22 protein-coding genes are annotated in these 19,813 nt (G+C 48.3%); 11 read left to right on the top strand and 11 right to left on the bottom strand.

The features are described from left to right. Window positions 1–105 precede the first annotated feature (105 nt). From C5I45_RS14635 to C5I45_RS14640, 3 genes are all read left to right on the top strand, one after another. Window positions 106–312: an alpha/beta-type small acid-soluble spore protein gene (locus tag C5I45_RS14635; protein ID WP_003155280.1), complete on the top strand. Its 207-nt coding sequence runs from the start codon at window positions 106–108 to the stop codon at window positions 310–312. Window positions 313–413: 101 nt separating this feature from the next. Then, window positions 414–539: a hypothetical protein gene (locus tag C5I45_RS19970; protein ID WP_003155283.1), complete on the top strand. Its 126-nt coding sequence runs from the start codon at window positions 414–416 to the stop codon at window positions 537–539. Between the two features lie 28 nt (window positions 540–567). Beyond that, on the top strand, window positions 568–1,188 hold the full coding sequence (locus tag C5I45_RS14640; protein WP_003155285.1) for an NAD(P)-dependent oxidoreductase: 621 nt from the start codon (window positions 568–570) through the stop codon (window positions 1,186–1,188). 38 nt (window positions 1,189–1,226) lie between these two features. Here C5I45_RS14640 and C5I45_RS14645 read toward each other — a convergent pair whose 3' ends face one another. After that, window positions 1,227–3,248: a multidrug resistance ABC transporter ATP-binding protein/permease BmrD gene (locus C5I45_RS14645; protein WP_014304714.1), complete on the bottom strand. Its 2,022-nt coding sequence runs from the start codon at window positions 3,246–3,248 to the stop codon at window positions 1,227–1,229. Beyond that, window positions 3,245–5,002, bottom strand: coding sequence for a multidrug ABC transporter ATP-binding protein BmrC (locus C5I45_RS14650; protein WP_107994472.1), 1,758 nt, complete (start codon window positions 5,000–5,002; stop codon window positions 3,245–3,247). Before C5I45_RS14650 ends, C5I45_RS14645 begins: the two co-directional genes overlap by 4 nt. Before the next feature lie 419 nt (window positions 5,003–5,421). Here C5I45_RS14650 and C5I45_RS14655 point away from each other — a divergent pair, with 419 nt between their 5' ends. After that, complete coding sequence (locus C5I45_RS14655; RefSeq protein ID WP_003155289.1) at window positions 5,422–5,922, top strand: universal stress protein; 501 nt, start codon at window positions 5,422–5,424, stop codon at window positions 5,920–5,922. Between the two features lie 38 nt (window positions 5,923–5,960). On the opposite strand, the gene C5I45_RS14660 is transcribed toward C5I45_RS14655, so the two are convergent. After that, window positions 5,961–6,512: a hypothetical protein gene (locus tag C5I45_RS14660; RefSeq protein ID WP_107994473.1), complete on the bottom strand. Its 552-nt coding sequence runs from the start codon at window positions 6,510–6,512 to the stop codon at window positions 5,961–5,963. 108 nt (window positions 6,513–6,620) lie between these two features. On the opposite strand from C5I45_RS14660, the gene C5I45_RS14665 reads away from it, so the two are divergent. Beyond that, the gene (locus tag C5I45_RS14665; protein ID WP_015388489.1) at window positions 6,621–7,205 is read left to right on the top strand and encodes a TetR/AcrR family transcriptional regulator; all 585 of its coding nucleotides are present in this window, start codon (window positions 6,621–6,623) and stop codon (window positions 7,203–7,205) included. Window positions 7,206–7,247: 42 nt separating this feature from the next. On the opposite strand, the gene dat is transcribed toward C5I45_RS14665, so the two are convergent. Continuing rightward, on the bottom strand, window positions 7,248–8,099 hold the full coding sequence (dat, locus tag C5I45_RS14670) for a D-amino-acid transaminase (RefSeq protein ID WP_015388490.1): 852 nt from the start codon (window positions 8,097–8,099) through the stop codon (window positions 7,248–7,250). 256 nt (window positions 8,100–8,355) lie between these two features. On the opposite strand from dat, the gene C5I45_RS14675 reads away from it, so the two are divergent. Further along, window positions 8,356–9,204: a polysaccharide deacetylase family protein gene (locus tag C5I45_RS14675; protein ID WP_014304711.1), complete on the top strand. Its 849-nt coding sequence runs from the start codon at window positions 8,356–8,358 to the stop codon at window positions 9,202–9,204. A 33-nt stretch (window positions 9,205–9,237) separates the two neighbouring features. On the opposite strand, the gene C5I45_RS14680 is transcribed toward C5I45_RS14675, so the two are convergent. From C5I45_RS14680 to C5I45_RS14690, 3 genes are all read right to left on the bottom strand, one after another. Continuing rightward, window positions 9,238–10,008: an NAD-dependent protein deacylase gene (locus tag C5I45_RS14680; RefSeq protein WP_178091922.1), complete on the bottom strand. Its 771-nt coding sequence runs from the start codon at window positions 10,006–10,008 to the stop codon at window positions 9,238–9,240. 24 nt (window positions 10,009–10,032) lie between these two features. Then, window positions 10,033–11,148: a mechanosensitive ion channel family protein gene (locus tag C5I45_RS14685; RefSeq protein WP_003155296.1), complete on the bottom strand. Its 1,116-nt coding sequence runs from the start codon at window positions 11,146–11,148 to the stop codon at window positions 10,033–10,035. A 163-nt stretch (window positions 11,149–11,311) separates the two neighbouring features. Next, on the bottom strand, window positions 11,312–11,416 hold the full coding sequence (locus C5I45_RS14690) for a YhdX family protein (protein ID WP_003155299.1): 105 nt from the start codon (window positions 11,414–11,416) through the stop codon (window positions 11,312–11,314). 169 nt (window positions 11,417–11,585) lie between these two features. On the opposite strand from C5I45_RS14690, the gene C5I45_RS14695 reads away from it, so the two are divergent. The 3 genes from C5I45_RS14695 to crcB are packed head-to-tail and all read left to right on the top strand — an operon-like array spanning window position 11,586 to window position 13,056. Continuing rightward, window positions 11,586–12,302, top strand: a complete 717-nt coding sequence (locus C5I45_RS14695; RefSeq protein ID WP_025852139.1) for a glycerophosphodiester phosphodiesterase — start codon at window positions 11,586–11,588, stop codon at window positions 12,300–12,302. Between the two features lies 1 nt (window position 12,303). Continuing rightward, window positions 12,304–12,690, top strand: a complete 387-nt coding sequence (locus C5I45_RS14700) for a fluoride efflux transporter FluC (RefSeq protein WP_025852141.1) — start codon at window positions 12,304–12,306, stop codon at window positions 12,688–12,690. Window positions 12,691–12,696: 6 nt separating this feature from the next. Next, a complete protein-coding gene (gene crcB / locus C5I45_RS14705; protein WP_024085072.1) occupies window positions 12,697–13,056 on the top strand; it encodes a fluoride efflux transporter CrcB in 360 nt (119 codons plus the stop codon). Window positions 13,057–13,069: 13 nt separating this feature from the next. On the opposite strand, the gene C5I45_RS14710 is transcribed toward crcB, so the two are convergent. The 3 genes from C5I45_RS14710 to C5I45_RS14720 form a co-directional block, all read right to left on the bottom strand. Next, complete coding sequence (locus C5I45_RS14710) at window positions 13,070–14,458, bottom strand: hemolysin family protein (protein WP_003155303.1); 1,389 nt, start codon at window positions 14,456–14,458, stop codon at window positions 13,070–13,072. A gap of 229 nt (window positions 14,459–14,687) precedes the next feature. Then, a complete protein-coding gene (locus C5I45_RS14715; RefSeq protein WP_025852144.1) occupies window positions 14,688–15,932 on the bottom strand; it encodes a beta-ketoacyl synthase N-terminal-like domain-containing protein in 1,245 nt (414 codons plus the stop codon). A gap of 32 nt (window positions 15,933–15,964) precedes the next feature. Continuing rightward, a complete protein-coding gene (locus tag C5I45_RS14720; RefSeq protein ID WP_003155305.1) occupies window positions 15,965–17,149 on the bottom strand; it encodes a pyridoxal phosphate-dependent aminotransferase in 1,185 nt (394 codons plus the stop codon). Window positions 17,150–17,328: 179 nt separating this feature from the next. Here C5I45_RS14720 and C5I45_RS14725 point away from each other — a divergent pair, with 179 nt between their 5' ends. Together C5I45_RS14725 and C5I45_RS14730 are read left to right on the top strand one after the other, a co-directional pair. Continuing rightward, a complete protein-coding gene (locus C5I45_RS14725) occupies window positions 17,329–17,754 on the top strand; it encodes a Cu(I)-responsive transcriptional regulator (protein WP_014304704.1) in 426 nt (141 codons plus the stop codon). Between the two features lie 61 nt (window positions 17,755–17,815). After that, on the top strand, window positions 17,816–19,150 hold the full coding sequence (locus C5I45_RS14730; RefSeq protein ID WP_003155308.1) for a hemolysin family protein: 1,335 nt from the start codon (window positions 17,816–17,818) through the stop codon (window positions 19,148–19,150). 45 nt (window positions 19,151–19,195) lie between these two features. On the opposite strand, the gene C5I45_RS14735 is transcribed toward C5I45_RS14730, so the two are convergent. Continuing rightward, entirely contained in the window at window positions 19,196–19,795 is a 600-nt protein-coding gene (locus tag C5I45_RS14735; RefSeq protein WP_003155309.1) for a lysophospholipid acyltransferase family protein, read from the bottom strand. Between the last annotated feature and the right edge of the window lie 18 nt (window positions 19,796–19,813).

Here is a 19,813-nt window from a genome sequence, read left to right on the forward strand (position 1 = left end):
AGCATTGGGTGAAGCCGAGCTGGCAATGGTTTTCATTCCGAAAATCATCGGCTGGTGCAATTCCAGCAAACCCAACCATACTACTTAATAAAGGAGATCATACAAATGGCAAACAACAACTCTTCAAACCAACTATTAGTACCCGGCGCTGCTCAAGCAATCGACCAAATGAAATACGAAATTGCTTCTGAGTTCGGCGTAAACCTTGGCGGAGAAACAACTTCTCGTGCAAACGGTTCTGTCGGAGGAGAAATCACGAAACGTTTAGTATCTTTCGCACAGCAGAACATGGGCGGCCAAGGCGTACAATAACTCAATAAATGGCTTACAGAAGGCGCGGGATACCGCGTCTTCTTTTATGCCGTCACCCTTTTTTCCTATTCCACATACCCTAGGAAAAAAGGAGGGAAAACATGTCATTCATTGCCTCAGTCAATTGGGAGCTGTTTCAGTTCGTAAGTGTTTCTTTGGTCAATGAATATGTTGCCCACCATTTCCCGTTTATTCACAGGCATTCTTTTCCCCGCTGCTTTGAATGATATAATGAGCGGCGAGGAGGTTTTTTACATGAACATCGCTTTACTCGGAGCAACGGGAAGAGTCGGACAGGCTTTTATAAAAGAAGCGCAGAAACATGGACACATGGAAATATTCGCTCTTGTCAGATCAGCCGGAACAGTCCTTCCCATTCCTGAAAAACAGATCATAACAGGGAATGCGAGACGGCGGGAAGATGTCAGCCGATTGATTTCCAAAGCGGACACAGTCGTGAGCTGTCTCGGCACGGACGGTGACGATACCCTTTCAGCCGCTATGACCCATATAATAGACGGCATGAAACGGCATCATGTTCAGCGTCTGATTACGATCGGCACCGCGGGTATCCTTCAATCACGGCTTATGCCTGATCAATACCGTTTTGAATCGGCAGAATCAAAACGAAAATCAACAAGAGCCGCAAAGGAACACGCCCGCGTATACGAGATGCTGCTGGCAGAGGATCTTGACTGGACGATCATCTGCCCTACCTACCTTCCTGACGGAGACGCTGCCGGAGTTTACCGGTTCGAACAGGATCGCCTTCCTGAAGACGGCGCCGAAATCACAGTCGGAGACACGGCGCATTTTCTGTACCGCGAGTTGATCAGCCCGCAGTTTGTCAGAAAACGGGTAGGACTGGCTTACTGAATGAAAAAAGGGCGAATCTTTTGATTCACCCTTTCCGATTACACCGCGGATTTCGCCGTTCCTTTCTGTAATTCATACATTTGATGGTACTGCCCCTTTTGCGCCATTAATTCGTCATGGCTTCCCTTTTCAATGATGCGGCCCTTTTCCAGCACGAGAATCTGGTCTGCGTGTCTGATCGTGGAAAGCCGATGGGCGATAATAAATGTCGTGCGCCCTTCTTGAACCACTTGCAGCGCTTTTTGAATGACTGCTTCTGTTTCGGTATCAATGTGCGCCGTCGCCTCATCCAAAATTAAAATGGCCGGATCAAACACAAGCGCTCTTGCAAAAGAAATCAGCTGACGCTGGCCTGAGGACAGTGTGCCGCCTTTTTCGGTGACGGGCTCTCTGATGCCCTTCGGCAAAGATTGCAGAAGGCTTGCGGCGCCGACTTGGCGAAGCGCTTCTTCCGCCTGCTCCAGAGAAATACGCTGATCATCGAGTGTCACATTGGAGCCGATCGTGCCCGAGAAAAGATACGGGTCTTGCAGCACAATGCCCATATGCGACCTCAGCTCCTGCCTTGACATGCTGTATATGCTTTTACCGTCCAGCAGGATATCCCCTTTTTGGGCATCATAAAAACGGAACAGAAGATTCAGGATGGAGCTTTTGCCGGACCCTGTATGGCCGACGAGGGCGACCGTCTCCCCTTTTTCAGCTGTAAAGCTGATGTGTTTCAGCACCTCTTCTCCCTTTCGATATCCAAAAGAAACATCGCGGAATTCCACTGTCCCTTCCGCCTTTCTGTCTGCGGGAGCGCCTTCTTCTTCCGTTTCCTCCTCCTGTAAAAGCTCGAATACTCTGGCGGCAGAGACACGGGCCAATTCAAGCTTCGAAAATTGGTTGACAATCCCCGTAACCGGCTGGAACAAACGGTTTAAATAATCAACAAATGCATATAAAACACCGATCGAAACAATTCCGGCCGCACTCAGACTCGCGCCTCCGAAATACCAGATCAGCCCGACAAACGCCAGATTGCGCAACACATTGACAAGACTGTGGGACATGAGGGAATTTAAGGACAGCATTTTGTTTTTGTAGCGGAAATGAGCTTCATTCAATTCTTCAAATTCCTTCATCGTTTCCTTCTCGCGGCGGAACGCCTGAATAATCGGCATTCCTTGAATGGACTCATTCATTTTCGCATTGATGTCACTGTTAATGGAACGGATTTTTTGATTGAAGACGGATGCGTATTTGCGGTACACAACCGACCAGATCATTAAAATCGGAATAATCAGAAGGCAAACGGCGGCCAGCCTGACGTCAAGCATAAACAGCGCCGTAAAAATGCCGAGCATATAAACGCCGCTTGTGATAAATGTCGACAGCACCGTTACATATAAATCCCTCACCGCTTCTGTGTCATTCGTAATACGGGCCACGACTTTTCCGGCAGGCAGATTATCAAAGTAGCGGATCGGCATTTTCTGAATGTGTGAAAATACATCCTGCCTCATGCGCTGTATGATCCGGTTCGCTCCCATCTGCAGCAGATAATGCTGACCGTAATGAAAACATACGGAAAACATGAGCAATCCCGCATAAATGGCGGTCAACGTCAGCAATCCTTTAATTTCCGGACGGTAAAATTCAAAAATCTCCTGTCTCGATAACGTAATGGCGGGATATGACCTGCTTTCTTTACCGTTTGATATTGTCAGCCGGCCGTCAGACACCGAACGGTTTCCGTCAAAACTGACGGGACGGTCAACAAAATAGTAGCCCGCACCGACTTGATAAATGTGCGCCTCTCCGGTTTTATCCGCCCCCGGTTTGAGCCGGTCCTCCCTGACATAATCATGCCCCCGGAACCTGACGGCGCCCGGATCGTCCGCAGAGGCTTTAACCCATGTTTTTTCAATGCCGAGAATGTGGTCATCAATCATTTTTTTTCCGATAAACGGACCGGTCAGCTCAGTGCCGACCGCAATAATGAGCAGGACGACCGCCCATATCAGCAGCTTCTTATATTGAAGCGCGTAATTCCATAATCTTCTCCCGGTCTTCATGCGCCCGTCCCCCCTTCTTCAAGAGAGGACAGCTGCTGCCTCTCATATTGTTTTCGATACCAGCCGTTCTGCGCCAATAGCTCCCGGTGCGTGCCTCTTTCAGACACCCGGCCTTCGTCCATAACGAGAATGAGATCTGCGTATTCAACTGCCGAGAGCCGGTGGGTGGTGATAATCGTTGTTTTATGCCGCCGTTTTTTACGGATGCTGTCAATGATGGCGGCTTCCGTTTTCGCGTCTACGGCAGAAAGCGAATCATCTAATATGAGAATATCAGGATCGGTCAAAAGCGCTCTCGCAATTGAGATGCGCTGCTTTTGTCCGCCCGAGAGCGCTACGCCCTTCTCGCCGACAAGCGTCTCAAGCCCGTCGGAAAGCATGCCGATATCGTTTTCAAAATGCGCATCTTTCAGCGCGCCGCCGATTTCCTCTTCGTTTGCATCCTGCCGTCCGTAAAGCAGATTCTCCTTTACAGTCTTAGAAAATAAAATATGATCCTGCGGCACATAGCCGATCCACCCGCGGAGCTCCTCAAGCGGGATCTCCTGAATCGGAACGCCTGTAAACGTGACCTCTCCCGCACCGGGCGGATATTCACGCAGCAGCTGCTTAATGATCGTCGTCTTTCCGCTTCCCGTCTTCCCGACGATGCCGAGTGTCTGCCCTTTTTCTACGGAAAAAGATACATCGGAAACCGCCGGTCCCGCTCCGCTCGGATACGTGAAAGTCACTTGTTCAAAAACAAGACGCCCGGGCTCCTTGATGCCGGCGGGGCGCTTGGGCCCGATCACGTCAGGCTCATAGGAAAGCGTCTCATTGACACGATCCAAGGAGGCATTGCCGCGCTGCATGATATTGATTAATTCTCCGATCGCAAACATCGGCCAGATCATCATTCCGAGGTACACGTTAAACGATACCAGCTCTCCCAGCGTCAGCCGGTTTTGAAAAACGAGATAAGCGCCGTAGCCGAGACCTATGAGATAGCTGAGGCCGACGAGAAGTTTCACAGTCGGTTCAAAAAGTGAATCGATAAACGCCACTTTCATATTTTTCTCATATACATCCGCCGTCATATCACCGAACCGGCTGACATCATTTTTTTCCTGCACAAATGCCCGGATGACCCGGACGCCGGATACCGACTCCAGCACCTTGTCATTTAATGATCCGAAAGCATCCTGCGCTTCCGTAAACCGCTCATGGATCTTTTTTCCGTACAGGCTGACCGCAGCCGCCATTATCGGCAGCGGAATAATCGCGGCAAATGTCAGCTTCCAGCTGATGAGAAGCCCCATTGTCAAAAATATCGTCAGCATATACATCGTCGAATCAACGAGCGTTAAGACCCCGAAGCCCGTCGTCATACTGACGGCCTGCAGGTCATTTGTCCCCCGCGCCATTAAATCGCCCGTTCTGTATTTCTCGTAAAACGGCGGTGACATTTGAAGAAGCCTTCCCATCAGTTTTGACCGGAGAATTTTCTCCATGACATTCGCCCCGCCGAAAAGCTGATACATCCAAAAATAAGACAGTAAATAGACGGCTGCCGTTAATGCGAGAAAAACACATATGTAAAACAGCATCCCGCTTTTCGTAAACACGCCCGCCTTCATATCGTCTATCGCATTACCGAGAAGTTTAGGCGGAAACATCTCAATGACATTCACAATCAATAACAGAACAATCGCTGTCGTATAGCGCAGCCAATAGGCTTTAAAAAACCACGCGAGCTTTTTTAATACAGTAAACAAATACCGTCATCCCCTTTCATCAATCAGCCGCCCTCAAGCTTTTCCGGATTGTTTTTCATTGTTTTCGCTAATGCCGCCACATGCATCACACCTGTCTTTCTTTCATTTTTTTGTATAAAAAAAGACATGAAGCCTCAGCTCCATGCCTCTTATTATTATAAATAAGGTACAGACCCGCCGTTTATGCGCGACTGCCCCGTTTTTAAGCAAATGTTCAGAAAACGGAAGCTGTATGGAAGTCACGCCGGTATTCAGCTGAAGATGAGTTGACAAGCTTTAGTTTTGACATGATCCATACCTCCTTTTTCCTATATTGTTCCTTCATCATATAAATAAATCCTTTTTTTGTCAATGCGGTTTTACATTTCTGCCGCACGGGTATTGTAAAACAAACCTTTTTTACTGAAAGGATGAGGCTGATGTTTCACGCAGACCGGTTGATAGCAGCTTTTGACGGAAGTGATGATAGTAAAAAAGCGCTTCAAAAAGCCATAGACCTTTCAAAAACGTTCCACGCGGATTTAACGGTCGTACATTCCCACAATGCAAAAGATACCCAGACGATTGTTGATCCCCCGAGGCCGGGAGCCGGGGCAACGTATATCGGCGGCGGGATTGCAAGCGTTCCTGACCCGCTCCAGGCGGAAAGAATCTCCCCTGATCCGATGATTTATGAAGACCGTACAGAAGAAATCGTTGCGGAAGCGAGAATGCTGATGAACGACAGCCAGATTGACGGGGATATCGACATTTTAGAAGGTGATCCCGCTGATGCCATTATCGAGCATGCCGACCGTATATCGGCGGATTTGATCGTCATGGGGAGCCGGGACCAGAACAGGCTGAAAAAACTTTTATTCGGAAGCGTCAGTGAAAAACTGTCATCGAAATCCGATATTCCCGTGCTGATCGTAAAATAATTCTTTCTGTAAAGCAGCTTAATCAAAAGCTGCTTTTTTTACAGCTCCCGGCTGTTTCTTCTTTTTTTCGGCATTACAAAAAAACTCGCCATGATCAAAAAATCGATGCACAATACGACAGACCAGCCCTTTAACAGTCCGCTGAGCGCTTCGGTGCGGGAAGCGTCCTGAATGAGAAATACCGTTCCGGCTAAAAGAATGCCGCCGATGACAAATGCTAATACATGTCTTCCCCATCCTTTTGCATAATGTTTGGCATAATCCAGTCCGTACCGCTTGACCGGTTTTGCCCCTTCCTTTACCACATAATAGCGGAACCGCTCATCCGCCCACTGAATCATGCTTTTTCCGAAGGCGACAGACACTCCGATATAAACGGCCGCCACTGCATGCGCCATAGTCGCCGCCGCCCCTCTGTATAAATCAGCTGCGGCCGCCAGAAACAGTACGGCATCCAATATAGGAATGAGAGCGAAAAAAAACATTCCGAGCTTTTGCCGCCTGAATATATAGCGCGCCGCCAATCCGAAGATGACAGCCGCCCAAAAAGCAGCCTCACAAATGACAATCAACCAAGCAATCGCGTTCAATCCGGTTCCCCCTTATCGTTTTCTAAAATGCATTGTATCACTGCTTTTTATTTAATACAACTGTATCACAAAATTGCAAGAAAAAATATTTCCTGTTACACTGGAACCATGCCTAAAATAATCGATCATGAAAAAAGAAGAAAACAAATAGCCGAAGCCACTTGGCGGACGATTTTGGAGCGGGGAATGGAAGGAGCGACAGTGAGAAACATCGCCCAAGAAGCGGGTCTTTCTTTAGGCGCGCTGAGGCACTATTTCACCACCCAGGATGAGCTTTTAGGGTATGCAATGACACTCGTAAAAGAAAAAGCGGCCGCCAGAATTAACGAAGTTGCCATGAAAGATCTGCCGCCGAAAGAAAAAGCGGTGCGTCTGATGCTTGAAATTATCCCGACAGATGAAGAAACGATGGCTGAAATGGAGGTGTGGTTCGCTTTCACAGCTTATGCCAGACATAAGGGAGAAGAGTTTCAACCCCAGCAGGACGGGATCTTGGCATATATCCGCGGCCTGATTGACTGGCTGGATGAAAATAAGCTTCTGAAACCGAATCTTGATAAAGAAACCGAAGCGGAGAAAATGTACGCTATCGCCGACGGATTGGCGCTGCATGCCATGCTTGAACCTGATCGTCTTTCAAAAGAGAAGATCTCCCGTGTACTCGTTCAGCATATCGAATCTCTTTTTATCTGACTGGAGCAAAAAGGCCGGATGTGTTCCGGCCTTTTTTTCAGCTTATGACTGAACGCCGAGCTCCTGCTGAATGTGCGACTGAAAAGCCTCCTGAATCGTTTTGGCTACAGGTCCCGGCGATCCGCTTCCGACCGGTTTTCCGTCAAGGGTTACGATCGGGATTAATTCAGACGTGGTTGACGAGATGAAAATTTCATCCGCATCTCTGAGTTCCTCTTCGGTAAGAGCCTTCTCCCGCACCTCAATCCCGTTTTCTTTCATCAGCTCTAACAGTTTCATCCGCGTAATGCCGTTTAAAATCAGCTCATTTGCAGGATGCGTCCGAACGGTGCCGTTTATGACGGCGTATACATTGGATGAGGTTCCTTCCGTGACCGCCCCGTCCCTTATCAGCACGGCTTCATAAGCGCCTGCTTCATAGGCTTTTTGTTTTATCATCACATTATACAGTAAATTCAGACTCTTAATGTCACACCTCAGCCAGCGTTTGTCTTCCGCCGTGATGGCCTGCGCTCCGGCTTTTTGTTCATTTTCCGGTTTTTTCACTGAAAAGGTGTATGCCGTCGTCTGCGGCTCCAATCCTTCGTCATACTGGTGCTTCCGCGGCGCCTTCCCTCTCGTCGTCTGTATATAGACCCCGCCGTCAATGAGTTTGTTTTCCTGTACGAGCTTTTGCAGATCCCATTCTATGTCCTCTGCGGAGAACGGCAGGGTGATGCCGATTTCTGCGGCGCTTCTGAAAAGACGGACGATATGCTCACGCAGACCGAATAAGGCGCCGTTATACACTCTGATGACCTCATACACACCGTCACCGAATTGATATCCGCGGTCCTCAATATCAACTGCCGCTTCTTCACGATCAATCAACTGGCCGTTTACTAATGTCTTCATGTAAACCCTCCTAATCGTTATCTGCCGTGATGTGCATTCTCAGCTGTTATTGTCAACTATTCTATCATACTGAACGAGCCGGCTGCGGAGTTTATTTTTTTCTTAAAATCTTATTATTCGACATCTTTTCTATGTCTTTTCCAGTTTTGTTCCTGTATACTTGATTCGACATACATATGCTGTTAACTTATGGCACTTCGCAAGCCTCCGCTGTTATCGGCATTATGCAGAAACTTATGCTACTGGAGAGATTGTTATGCGCAACACAAAAGAAGGTGCTTCCCCTTCTCTGTTTTCATTGGCTTTTAAACTTACGAGTTTAGCAGTTTTGTGCGGACTGCTTCTGGTAATCGTCATAATGGGATATTCCGCTTCGGCCGCAAAAAACAAACAGGTCACCGTGACCGCAAACGGGCAGCTTCGGGATGAAGCAGAAAGCCTGCGGCTGAAAAATGATTCTCCCGACGTCTTAATGAAACATTTGCAGAAAGAGCGTGACCCAGGGAAAAAAACGGTATATTTAACCTTCGACGACGGGCCGTCTCCATATACTGAACAGCTGTTGAATGTATTGAAGGCAAATGGCGCAAAGGCCACTTTTTTTATGCTTGAACCGCGGATGAAAGCCTATAAGCATTCCGTGCAAAGAGCGAAGCAGGAAGGGATCGCGCTGGGCCTGCACGGCGTGACGCACGATAATCACCTGTTTTATCAAACACCGACATCACCGCTGAACGAAATGCAGCAGGGACGCGATACGCTCGAGACAATCACTGGAGTAAAAACGGATCTTGTCCGCACGCCTTACGGCAGTAAACCGTCATTGACGGATGCCCAGATTAAGAATCTCGAAAAAGACGGATTCGTGTACTGGGACTGGACGATAGACAGTGAAGACTGGAAGTACAAAAACGCGCGGTACGTGCCGGAAGTATTGAATCAGCTCGCATATTTGGAAAGCGTTCATACGAGCAGGCCGCATGTCATTTTAATGCACGATCTGCCTGCGACGGTGCACGCTTTACCGAGCCTGATCCAAAAACTGAAAGCTCAGGGCTACTCCTTTGATGTTCTGACGGATCAAATGATTCCCGTCCATGAATAAGAAAAGCCGGATCTGTATATGATCCGGCTTTTTTTATGTCGCGGCGCTGATCCGTTTTGCAAATTCACCGATCTTCTCATGGATGACAAGATCAAATAAATGGTCGCAATATGTCGGCTCTAGGTTAATGATCACTTGCTTCAAACCGGGAATCCGGCCCGCATCCTCAGGGACAAACCTTGCCGGCGCCACTTCAAGCGAAGTGCCGATCACAAGAAGAAGATCAGCTTTATCAAGCTTTTCATAAAGGGTTTCAAAATGCTGAACGAGATCGCCGAACAGCACGACATCCGTCTTTAATACGGTGCCGCATACCGCATGATCACCGATTTCGGCCGTACATTCCGGCACTTCGTCCTTCAGCAGATGAGAAAGCCCGTAGCGCGCTCCGCAGCGGGGGCATGCGGCGGTCTGAATTGAACCGTGAAGCTCATAGACACTGCTGCTTCCCGCTTTCTTATGCAGTCCGTCAATGTTCTGCGTGAAAATGTCTACCTGCTTTCCCCGCTTTTCAAGATCCGCCAAATACGTATGGCCGGCATTCGGCTCATAGCTTCCGCTCATTTTCATCTGAAAGAGCTGTTTGAATTTAGGCCAGAATTCACGCGGACGGCGTTCAAAGTATTCCCTGCTCATCGCTTCCATTCTGGAGGTGTCTTCGGTCCATATACCGCCCGCCGAACGAAAATCGGGAATGCCGGATTCCGTGCTCATTCCCGCTCCCGTCAGCACCAGGATACGTTCAGCCTGATTGATCAATGTTATAAACGCTTCCACTCTTCCACCGCCTTTTCTTTTTATCATATCATGAAAAAAGAACGGCGCCTGTTATGCCCGTTCTTTTTCTCCGGAATGATCCTTCACATGAACCGGATCATCGTGGCTCTTCTGTTTTACGAATACATTCTGGCCCGGATAGGCGAACTCCACGCCTTCCTCAGCAAAAATATCAATAATCCGGCGGTTGATATCCTGCCGCACGTCCAGGCTTTCCGCCCAGACGATGGTCTTTGTGTAAAAGTTGAAAAACAGATTGTAATAGCTGTCCGCAAACACGTCAAAGTTAACCATAATCGTATCATCATGCACGCCTTCATGTTCACGAAGCATTTCCCTGAGCCTTGTGATGCACCGCTCTAAACGATCAATCGGCGTCGCATAAGAAACACGAACGGAAAACGTGACCTGGCGCTTCGTCATCCTCGTCCAGTTTGTGATGGCTTCCATGGACAGCGTTGAATTGGGTACGGTAACAAGCGCCCCCTGCGCCGTGCGGAACCTTGTGCTTCGGAATGTGATATCTTCAACGCCCCCCGTCACAGATGACGTCTCGACCCAGTCGCCGATCGTAAACGGCTTTTCCGTAATGATGATAATGCCGCCGAAAAAATTGCTGATCGTATCTTTAGCCGCAAGCGCGAAGGCCAAGCCGCCAAGTCCGAGTCCGGCCACGAACCCGTTTACATCATAATTGAATTCCTGCGCGATCACACTGACGCTGAGCGCGAGAATGACAAAGCGCAGCACCTTGGATAAAAACGGCGCCAAAATGTCATCCATATCAAGCTCAAAGCGCTGATTGACTTTATGAAATAAAAACGAAGACGCCGATGTCAGATTGCAAAGCCCCCAGGCGATCAGCGCTATGATCAAAGAGCGGTACATTTTTTTGACAATGTCCATCTGCCCGTCTAAAAACGGCGAATACTCAATCGCCAAAAACAGACCCAGCGCCACGAAAAACCATCTGGCCGGCTTGTCAAACGCTACGGCAATCTGTTTGAATATGTCGGTTTTCGGCTTGTTCGCCAATTTGTAAATGAGCTGAAAAAAGTATTTGACAAACAGTTTTCTCAAAACGAGAAAAGCCGCTAAAATTCCGATGCTGATACTGATCTGCAAAATATGGTCAAGAGTAAAAAAGCTCTGAAATTGTGTCATCATGGCATATGCTCCTTTGTCTTGTCGAAAATCTATTATACTAAAACATTCGGACATCAGCTTGTTTTAATGTCTTTAGGCAGCCTGAAAAACCCCGGCCTCAGAGCACAGCCGGGGTTTTTCACACATTCGTTCATCTTTCAGCCAGATACAACAGGGTCAGGCACTATTTCTTCTTTGATTGTGTCTGTTTCAGGAGAGTCGCTTTTTGGATTTCAGCATCGGTTTCGGCCTTAATTCTTTCTTCCACTTTCAATCTCCCTTTTCCCATGATCTCGCCTCCTTTTTGCCATTATAAATCATCACTGCGGATTGTAAACCGAAAAAAGCACTATCTTTATTCCAAAAAAATACTGTTTTGCACATTCACCAGTTTGAATCGCTGTGCATATACGAATCTGATATAATAACAGAAATGCCCATGAGGGGAGCTGACAAGCTTGTATACCATCGCTCATCGCGGCGCATCCGGTTACGCGCCCGAAAATACATTTGCGGCATTTGATATCGCTGCCGAAATGAACGCTGATTTCATTGAGCTTGACGTCCAGCTCACAAAAGACGGCCAGATTGTCGTCATCCATGATGACAAAGTCGACCGGACGACGAACGGCTCCGGTTTTGTAAAAGATTTTACGCTGAAGAAGCTGCAGTCTCTGGACGCCGGCAGCTGGTATGGGGCTGAGTTTAAAGGGGAGCGGATTCCCCTGCTCGAAGAGGTTCTGAAGCGTTATCATTCTGAAATCGGATTTTTAATTGAACTGAAAGGGCACGTTTCTCAAGTCGGTCTTGAAAAAGCAGTCGGCCAGCTGTTAAGCAGGTTTACCTTTTCCATTCACCCTATCGTTCAATCATTCAGTCTCAAGTCGATTCAGACCTTTCACGACATGTATCCGTCCGTTCCGACTGCAGTTATCGCAAGACCCAGCTTCGGGATGTTTTCAAAAAGCCAGCTGGCCGCTTACAAATCAGCCGCAAATTATGTCAATATTAAATATACCCGCCTGAATCGGCTCTTGATTTCCACCGCTCACAAACACGGCCTGAAAGTATTTGCCTGGACGGTCAGAAATCACAAGACCGCCGAAAAGCTGCAAATGATGGCAGTTGACGGCATTGTAACTGATTTTCCGGATATTATTTCTAAGGATGGCTGATATGAAACAATACATCGCAATTTTTATCGGAGGCGCGCTTGGCGCATTGCTCCGCTTTGAAATGAGCGCGCACATTCACAGCGGATCTTTCCCGGGTGCCACTTTCCTCGAAAACGCGGCGGGAAGCCTTTTACTCGGTCTTATTACGGGTTATTTCATCATTCGGGCTAAACGCCCTCTTTTGACCGCCTTTTTAGGAACCGGTTTTTGCGGAGGTTTCACGACGATGTCAACCTTCGCAAAAGAAACCATTTTTCTGCTGCAATCGTCTCCCGCAGCGGCTTTTTGTTATGCTGCCGCGACTTTATTCGCTGGTCTTGCCTTTGCATACGCCGGCATTTTTTTGGGACGGCGGATTGCCCTTCACGCAGCCGGAAGGGGGGCATGATACGCCATGACGATTGTCCTGATGGTTATCGCGGCGGGTATCGGAGCGGTATTACGGTCTCTGCTGGGTAAGACAATTTCAGAAAGAACAAAAGGTTTTCCGATTCCGCTTGGAATGGCTGCGGTCAACCTGCTCGGCTCCTTCGGCCTCGGCATATTCACCGGCTTGGGTCTGGATAATCCTTCTGCCGGCGTCATCATCGCGACGGGCTTTTTCGGTGCGTTTACGACCTTTTCCACCTTCAGTATTGAAGCCGTGCAGCTGATGATGAACAACCGCATAAAGGAAAGCCTGCTCTACATCGCTGTTTCAGCAGCCGGAAGCCTTTTGGCGTTCTGGTGCGGCTTTGTTATGATATCCATTTAAAAAAACCTTGAGCTTATTTTTCGCTCAAGGTTGCGTTATGAAGCATGACCGTTTCCGGCACGGGCAGCGGGCGGTTTATTGTCCCCTGACCGCCCGGGCGGCCCTGTTCTTCTTTGAGTTCAAGCTGTTTAATAAACCGGCCGTCCATTTCTAATATGAGGGCAGTGTATCCCCCGATTTGTATCGACTCACCCGCACAAATGTCAATATTCCGTTTCAGCACAAGACCGCCGATCGTGTCGACTTCCTCTTCAATCTCTGCGCCGAGAAGATGATTCACCTGATCGATCCGAACCTTTCCGTCCAGCACATAATGGCGTTCGGACAGCTTTTGAATCTGCGGCTGTTCGTCCTCATCAAATTCGTCTCTGATATCGCCGACGATTTCTTCAAGTATGTCTTCGGTCGTCACAAGACCGGACGTTCCGCCGTATTCATCAGACAATATCGCCAAATGAATCCGTTCTCTCTGCATTTTTATCAGCAGGTCGTGTATCGGGATCGTCTCGATGACTTCAATCACCGGGCGGACGTAAGACATGATGGATACTTCCGCTTTTTCATCTTCTGTCATAAACAGCAGATCTGAAAAGAGATGCTTCGTATTGATCATGCCGATGACACTGTCTTTGTCCCCGTCCGTTACGGGCCAGCGCGTATATTTGTCTTTCAGCATCATATCAAGCATTTCCGGCACGTCCATATCAGTGGAAACAGCCGCGATTTCTTTTCTCGGGATCATGATTTCCTTGGCGATCCGATTATCAAAATCAAAAATTTTATTCACAAATGTATATTCAGACGGATTGATTTCACCGTTTTTTAAACTTTCTGACAGCAGGATCCGCAGCTCTTCTTCAGAGTGGGAGCCTTCATGCTCAGATGCCGGCTTTAATCCGGCCAAACCGGTCAGAATTCTCGCGGAGCCGTTCAGCACCCAAATAAACGGGAACATGAACACGTAAAATAACCGAAGCGGTCCGGCAATCCATAACGTCAGCTTTTCCGCTTTTTGAATCGCAACCGTTTTAGGCGCAAGCTCACCGACGACGACATGTAAAAACGTAATCAGCCCGTACGCCGCAGCAAAAGCAATCACATGCTCGGCTGAATCCGGCAGCCCCATACCTTGAAACACAGGATGAAGCATCCGCTCAAATGCAGGCTCTCCCAGTACGCCGAGCCCGATGGATGTGAGTGTAATGCCAAGCTGCGAGGCGGATAAATACTCATCAAGATCCGTAATGATACGCTTTGCGAGCACCGCCCGTCTGTTTCCTTCTGAGATGAGCTGATCGATTCTGGATCTCCTCACTCTGACGATCGCAAATTCACTCGCCACGAAAAATGCCGTTAACGCAATGAGCACACCGATTAAAATCAAACTGTCAATATCGTCCATTTCACCTTATCCCGAATTGAAGGATAAGGACGTCACCTCCTGATTTCATCGTTTTTTCTTAAGCGAGAGGAACGAAATGGGTGATTGACTACACAGAGGGCCCCATCCTGCCACCTCCTAAGTCAAAGCATGATTGTCATTTGTATAGTTTATTGTATCACAACTCCATTCTTTCATCATTTTCAGATTTTTCATCATATAAAAACAGCCTTCAAAAAGAAGGCTGCCGTTATCTGCTTCGGAAATGATTTTCTAAACAAAGCGCCGTATTAATCCCCCCGAATCCCATGCTTAAGCTTAACGCATGGTGTACGGTATGGACGCTCGGCCCGTCGGTCACCCACTGAAATGAATCGTCAATCGGCTCCGTTAAGTTTCGGATCGGATGAAGCTTGTTTTCCCGCATTTGCAAGAGAACAGCAATGATTTCCACCGTTCCGGCCGCACTCAGACCGTGTCCGGTAATCGATTTTGTCGCATTAATCCGCGCGTGCGACAGGCCGCTTTCAGAAAGCGCCCGGCATTCAGTCTTATCTCCGATCGGCGAACCGGTGCCGTGCGGGTTGATGTAATCGATCTCTTTCGCTGAAAGACCGGCCCGCTCCAGCGCCTGGCGGATCACCGTCATTTCGCCCTCTGCTGAAGGATTCGGGTTGCGGTTCGCATCGGAAGCCATCCCCCAGCCCTTTAAGCCGGCCCACGATCGTGCGCCCCTCTCTTCGGCAGATTCAGCGCGCTCCAGCACAATCGCCCCGCACGCCTCTCCGAATATAAACCCGTCCGTATGCCGGTCAAACGGGCGGCAGGCGGCTTCAGGCCGTTCAGCGTATGTATCAGTGCCCATCGCTCCCAAAGAACGGAGAGCGTGACACTCCATGTACGACAGATCGGCCAGCGCCCCGATCACGATGCACCGGTCAAACAGGCCTCCTTTGATTCCTTGAGCAGCCTGGATAACCGCCGCCTGGCCGCTTGCCGACGCGCCGCCGACCGTAAAGGCCGGCCCTTTTATCCCGAATTGCTCCGTACAAAGCCCCGACAAATCACTATCCATAAAAGAAAGCCCGTATGTCGGATTTACAAATTGCGGCGTTTCACCGTTTTTCTCAAAGGCCTGCAGCAATTCGCGCTGCGTCATATTCGACCCGCCGATGATCAGACCGGTGCGGCTGTGATCAGCGCCGTCTAATTGAGCGTCATGCCACGCTTCATATAAAGCGATAAGCGCCGTCTTTCCTGATAATGCGGCCCTTCGGTACAAGCGCTTCGACAGCGCGTCCGGCGGCGTTAATTCGCTAAGCTCCGCGCCGATAAACGAACTGCCTTTCTGCCGGCCGGGACGTTTCATCACATCAAAGGCGTGCCGCCCCTCCATGAGCGCATCGAGAAACGCCTCCTTGCCTTGTCCGACCGCGGTTAAGACTCCGATTCCTGTAATGCTGATGTCTGATGTGCCATTATTTCTCCTCGACATTTGTCCGTTCTCCCATCTTTATGTATTGGAAGCTATGAAGAAAAATCTTGATACAGTGCTTTGAAAATATCGCGCGACTGTCTGATCTGTTCCGAAGGCACGCTGAAAGATAATCGGAAATAGCCGCTTTTTCCAAATCCGCTGCCGGGTACGATCAATAGTCTGTATTTCTGTGCGGCATGCATACAGAACGCCACCTCGTCTTCAATCGGTGATTTCGGAAAGACGAAAAAGCCTCCTTTCGGCATTTCAAATTCGAAGCCGGCTTCTGTGAGGATGTCCACCATAAGGTCTCTCCGCTTTCTGTAAGGTTCAGCGTCAATCGAAAGATCATCCATTTTCGCCACGGCGCGCTGCATCATGACCGGAGCGTTCACAAAGCCGAGCGTCCGGTTGCAGAAAACGAACGCATCCGTCAGAAGATCGCCCTCAGGCATTTGGGCGTCCGCCGCGATATACCCGAGCCTTTCCCCCGCAATGCCGAGATCTTTACTGAACGAACTGACTAAAATCACGCGGTGATACGCCTGAAACGGATTCGCCTGCTCTTCTCCGTAGATCAGCTGGCTGTACGGTTCATCAAATAAAATAAATATGCTTTGGCCGTTCCGCTCTTCGGCTTCTTTTAATAAGGCGCCTAATTCGTTAAGGTTTTTCTGGCTGAGCACAGTCCCCGTCGGATTATGCGGCGTATTAACGATCAGTCCTTTCGTACGGGGTGTGATCGCACCTTTAACCGCTTCAATATCAATCTCAAATGAGTCAGTCAGCGGGCAGATGACGGGTCTGCCGCGGTAATTTTCAACATACGCTTTATATTCCGCAAAATAAGGCGAAAGAAGGATGACTTCTTCCTCCGGGTTTAAAATGCTCTTCAGCGCGACATTCAGCGCCCCGCCGGCTCCGACCGTCATAACTGTATGCCTGGCGGAAATCTCGGTCTGAAACCGCTCTGACAAAAAGCGGGCAACCTTTTCTCTCGCCTCCGGAAGCCCTTGGTTTTGTATGTATCCGTGCCGTCCTGTTTCAGCCGCTTCGCAAAGCGCCTTTTTAAACGTTTCAGGCGGCTCCGCAACCGGATTTCCTATTGAAAAGTCAAACACCTTATCGGCGCCGAACTCTTTTTTCAGCCGAGCGCCTTCATCAAATAGTTTGCGTATCCATGAACCTTTCTCCAGGTTCTGTGTCACTTCCCTTGATAAACCGGCCACTGTCATCTGTCCCTTCTGTCTTTTTCTGCCGTTTCTATTTACAATGATTATGAAAGATTTACATGGCGCAGTCAACGCTTTTTCAGACAGCCTGCCGCCCCGTTTCAGGAGAAAGACGGAAAACAATAAACTTGTGCAAACTCCCCTTCATATATTAAACTATTCTCATAACTATAACGTGATGGTTGGGGAGGGATTTAGATGGGGCTGAGACTTATCGCATCAGTGAATTAGCAGAGCTTGCCGGTGTAACGAAACGCACGGTGGATTACTACACAAACCTCGGGCTTTTAAAGCCTGACAGGTCTTGTTCGAACTATCGTTACTACGATACACTTGCACTTAATCGGTTAAAGTTTATAGTCGCTTGTAAAAAGCAGCGATTGGCCCTGTCTGATATAAAAGATCGACTGGAGAACCAGTTTCCCTCTTCAGCCCTGCCTGACGATGTTGGAAATCTGGCATCGGAAATTGATCACATGAATCAAAACATCTCCGGGATCTTGAATCGGTTTGAAAAGCTTGAACCAGAGGAGCGCGCCCAGCTGAAAAAAAGGCTGGCTCCTGAAAAGCTTGCAGTGCTTCAATCATTTATGCTGCTGTTAAGTTAAACCATTATCTTACTAACAGGAGGTGTTACCTTCATCTTCCCAAAAGGAGTGAAGGTTCTAATTGGACATTGTGAATTTGATTTTAGTCGCGGTTTTAATCGCGCTGACGGCATTTTTCGTAGCATCTGAGTTTGCGATAATCAGAATCAGAGGCTCACGGGTTGACCAGCTTATAGCAGAAGGAAATAAAGCCGCAATCGGTGTCAAAAAAGTGACCACGCATTTAGATGAGTATTTATCGGCGTGCCAGCTCGGCATAACATTGACTTCCATCGGTCTTGGTGTCTTAGGCGAATCAACGATTGAACGCTTGCTTCACCCGCTTTTCACAAAGATAAACGTACCAAGCTCATTATCGCATATTATTTCATTTATTCTCGCCTACGCGATCATTACATTCTTACACGTGGTCGTGGGAGAATTGGCGCCGAAAACAGTCGCCATCCAGAAAGCGGAAGCCGTTTCAATGCTGTTTTCGAAACCGCTCATTTGGTTTTACCGCATCATGTTCCCGTTTATCTGGCTTCTGAACAACTCCGCCCGTCTTTTAACGAAGACGTTCGGTCTGGAGACGGTGTCTGAAAATGAGCTTGCCCACTCTGAAGAAGAGCTGCGCATCATTTTATCGGAAAGCTATAAAAGCGGTGAAATCAACCAGTCTGAATTTAAATATGTGAACAAAATCTTTGAATTTGACGACAGACTTGCAAAAGAAATCATGATTCCGCGTACGGAAATCGTCAGTCTGCCGCATGATATCAAAATTTCTGAAATGATGGATATCATTCAGATTGAAAAATATACCCGGTACCCTGTCGAAGAGGGTGACAAAGATAATATTATCGGCGTTATTAACATTAAAGAAGTGCTGACCGCCTGCATCAGCGGCGAAGTATCAGTCGACTCGCCGATTACGGATTTTGTCAATCCGATCATCCATGTGATTGAGTCGGCACCGATTCACGATCTGCTTGTAAAAATGCAGAAGGAACGGGTTCATATGGCGATTCTGTCGGATGAATACGGCGGAACCGCGGGGCTTGTCACCGTTGAAGACATTATTGAAGAAATCGTCGGGGAAATCCGTGATGAATTTGATATCGATGAAATCAATGAAATCCGCAAACTCGGCGACGGCCATTACATGCTTGACGGCAAGGTCCTGATTGATCAAGTGAACGAACTCCTCGGCATCCATTTGGAAAATGACGAGGTCGACACCATCGGCGGCTGGTTCCTTACCCAGAAATACGACGTCGAACAATACGACTCGATTATCGAAGAAGGCTGTGAATTTATCATTAATGAAATTGACGGCCACCACGTCGCATATATCGAAGTGAAAAAACTGGCGTTTGATGAACTGCTGGAAACCGCCGAACAAAAAGAAGCATAACAAAAAAGCTTGCGCGTCTGATACAGACGGCAAGCTTTTTTCGTTTTACAGTTGTTCAAGTTTTTTCTCAAGCTCTTTAATTCTGGCATTCAGCTCTTCTGTCATGGCCGCAAGCCTCTCCTTCGGCGCAAGATCGGAAAAGTCCTCCAAAAAAATCGGCTCGCCGATGATAAGCCGCATTTTTCCCTTTTTAAACAGCGCTTTTCCAGTAGACGGCCCTTTATATGCGGCCGGAACGAGCGGCGCTTTCCCCATTTGGGCGATGGTCACGGCCCCTCTTTTCAGCGGGACGTCTTCAGAAGTTCTCGTGCCGCTCGGAAAAATCCCGACAATCTTCCCTTCCTTCAGAAGCTTAATCGGCGTTTTAATGCTGCTCGGACCCGGATTTTCACGATCAACCGGAAACGCGTGAATCTTCTTTAAAAAACTTCCGATCCACTTTTTCTGAAACAGCTCTTTTTTCGCCATATAATGAATCTGATGGGGCAATATCCCGACACCGAGCGTGAGGACGTCCACCCAGCCCGCATGCGTGCACGCGATAACGAATCCTTTATCAGACGGAAGATTCTCTTTATTGTATACTTTGACTCCTCCGCGCAGAGAAAGAATGAATTTGATGGCATTTGCACAAAACTTATACATAACGCACTTCCTTTGTTG

This window comes from Bacillus sp. ZY-1-1, assembly GCF_003047165.1.
GTDB lineage: Bacteria > Bacillota > Bacilli > Bacillales > Bacillaceae > Bacillus > Bacillus velezensis.